This window comes from Streptomyces sp. NPDC029169, from assembly GCF_055563935.1.
The window spans coordinates 29152-31544 of the sequence record NZ_JBVHXA010000030.1 but is presented as its reverse complement, the minus strand read 5'-3'; the positions used below and the strand labels follow the sequence as shown (position 1 = coordinate 31544).

At 74.3% G+C, this 2393-nt stretch carries 1 protein-coding gene and 1 pseudogene; both read right to left on the bottom strand.

Annotated features, from left to right (window positions below; translation table 11 throughout):
- Nucleotides 1–156: 156 nt before the first annotated feature.
- Nucleotides 157–912, bottom strand: coding sequence for an SDR family oxidoreductase (locus ACZ4VI_RS34095; RefSeq protein WP_468005683.1), 756 nt, complete (start codon nt 910–912; stop codon nt 157–159).
- Between the two features lie 4 nt (nt 913–916).
- Nucleotides 917–2284: pseudogene (locus ACZ4VI_RS34090) on the bottom strand (glycoside hydrolase family 15 protein); the annotation flags it as partial.
- Between the last annotated feature and the right edge of the window lie 109 nt (nt 2285–2393).

The following is a 2393-nucleotide window of genomic DNA, read 5'->3' as shown; positions in this document are numbered from 1 at the left end:
GGGGTGCAGGGGCGCATGAGCGGAACGCGCCCGCAGGGGCGCCGTCCCGTGTGCCCACCCGTCCCGCCCCAGCGGGACGATTGCCCACACGGGGGGTGGGAAGGGCGGGACCCCCGCCCACACGGGGGCAGCGGGGGTGATGGCCCTCCGCGCGCGTCAGAACCCGTGCCGCGCCCCGCCGTCCACCGGCATCATCACGCCCGTCACATAGGACGCCGCCGGCGACAGCAGGAACGCCGCCGTGCGGCCGTACTCCTCCGGAGTGCCGTAGCGCCGCAGCGGGATACGGGACTCGCTCGCCGCGCGGGACGCCTCCGCGTCGCCCGAGAGCGCGTCCAGCTGACGCACCCGGTCCGTGTCGATCCGGCCCGGCAGGACGCCGACGACGCGGATGCCCCGCGGGCCCAGGTCGTTCGCCAGGGACTTCGCGAACCCGGCGAGTCCCGGGCGCAGCCCGTTGGAGATCGTCAGGCCCGGGATCGGCTCGTGGACCGAGCCCGACAGGACGAAGCCGATGACCCCGCCCTCGGTCAGCGCCTCCGCCGCCGCCCTGGCCATCCGTACTGCCCCGAGGAAGACGCTGTCGAACGCCGCCGCCCACTGCTCGTCGGTGTTGTCCGCGCCGAAGCCCGGTGCCGGACCGCCCACGCTCACGAGGATGCCGTCGAAGCGGCCGAAGCGGGACCGCGCCTCCGCGATCAGCCGGCCGGGCGCCTCGGGGTCGGCGTTGTCGGCGACGAGACCGGCGGCGCCCGGGCCCAGCTCCGCGACCGCCTCGGCGACCGTCTTCTCCTCGCGCCCGGTGATCACCACCTTCGCCCCCTCGGCGAGCAGCGCCTCGGCCGAGGCACGGCCGAGCCCCCGCGTCGCGCCGGTCACCACGTACACACGGTCCTTCAGTCCAAGATCCATGCCTTCATCCTGCCGCGTCCTCGCGCGGCAGCGCCAGGGCGGTCCCCACCAGCCCGATGTGGCTGAACGCCTGCGGGAAGTTGCCCAGCTGTCGCCGCGCGACCGGGTCGTACTCCTCCGCGAGCAGCCCGACGTCGTTACGGAGCTCCAGGACGCGCTCGAAGAGCTCCCGCGCCTCGTCCTCCCGCCCGGTCATCCGCAGCGCGTCCGCCATCCAGAACGAGCAGACCAGAAACGTTCCCTCCCTGCCGGGAAGGCCGTCGACCGAGACGCCCTCGGTGCTGTAGCGGCGGACGAACCCGCCGTGCGACAGCTCCTCGCGCACCGCGTCCACCGTGCCCACCACCCGGGGATCGTCCGGCGGGAGGAACCCCACCCGGGGGATCAACAGCGTCGCCGCGTCCAGCTCCCGCGAGCCGTACGACTGCGTGAACGTGTTGCGCTCGGGGTCGTACCCCTTGGCGCACACCTCCGCGTGGATCTCGTCCCGCATCGCCCGCCAGCGCGCCGGGTCCCCGCGCAGCGACGGGTCGCCCTCAAGGGCGCGCACCGCCCGGTCGGCCGCGACCCAGGCCATCACCTTCGAGTGCACGAAGTGGCGGCGTGGCCCGCGCACCTCCCACAGTCCCTCGTCCGGCTCCCGCCAGGTCGACTCCAGGAAGCCGAGCAGGCTCAGCTGGATGTTCCAGGCGTGCCGCACCGGTGGGATCCCGGCCTCCCGCGCCATCTGGAGGGAGTCCATGACCTCGCCGTACACGTCGAGCTGGAACTGCTCCACCGCCGCGTTCCCGACCCGTACCGGCGACGAGTCCGCGTAGCCGCGCAGCCAGGGCAGCTCCGTCTCGGGCAGCCGTCGCTCGCCGGCCGGCCCGTACATGATCTGAAGGTCGGCCGGATCGCCCGCCACCGCCCGCAGCAGCCAGTCGCGCCAGGCCTCCGCCTCCTCGATATAGCCGGCCGAGAGCAGCGCGCCGAGGGTGAGGGTCGAGTCGCGCAGCCAGCAGGAGCGGTAGTCCCAGTTCCGTACGCCGCCCAGCTCCTCCGGCAGCGAGGTCGTCGGCGCGGCCATGATCCCGCCGGTCGGCGCGTAGGTGAGCGCCTTGAGCGTGAGCAGCGAGCGCAGGACCGCCGCCCGGTACGGGCCCTCGTACGTGCAGCGTGCCGCCCAGTCCCGCCAGTCCGTCAGGCACTGGTCGAGCGCCGTGTACGGGTCGACCAGCTCCGGACGCGGCTCGTGCGAGGGGTGCCAGGTGAGCACGAACGCGACCTTCTCGCCCTCGTCGACCGTGAACGACGAACAGGTCGAGAACTGCTGCCCCCAGGTCTTCACCGGCGGCTCGCTGCGCAGCCAGACCGAGTCGGGCCCCGGGGGGGGGGGGGGGGGGGGGGGGGGGGGGGGAGGGAGAAGGGGGGGGGGGGGGGGGGGGAGGGGTGGCTTCGCTGTTCGGGAGGGGGGGGAGGGGGAAAGCGGCCCGCCATCC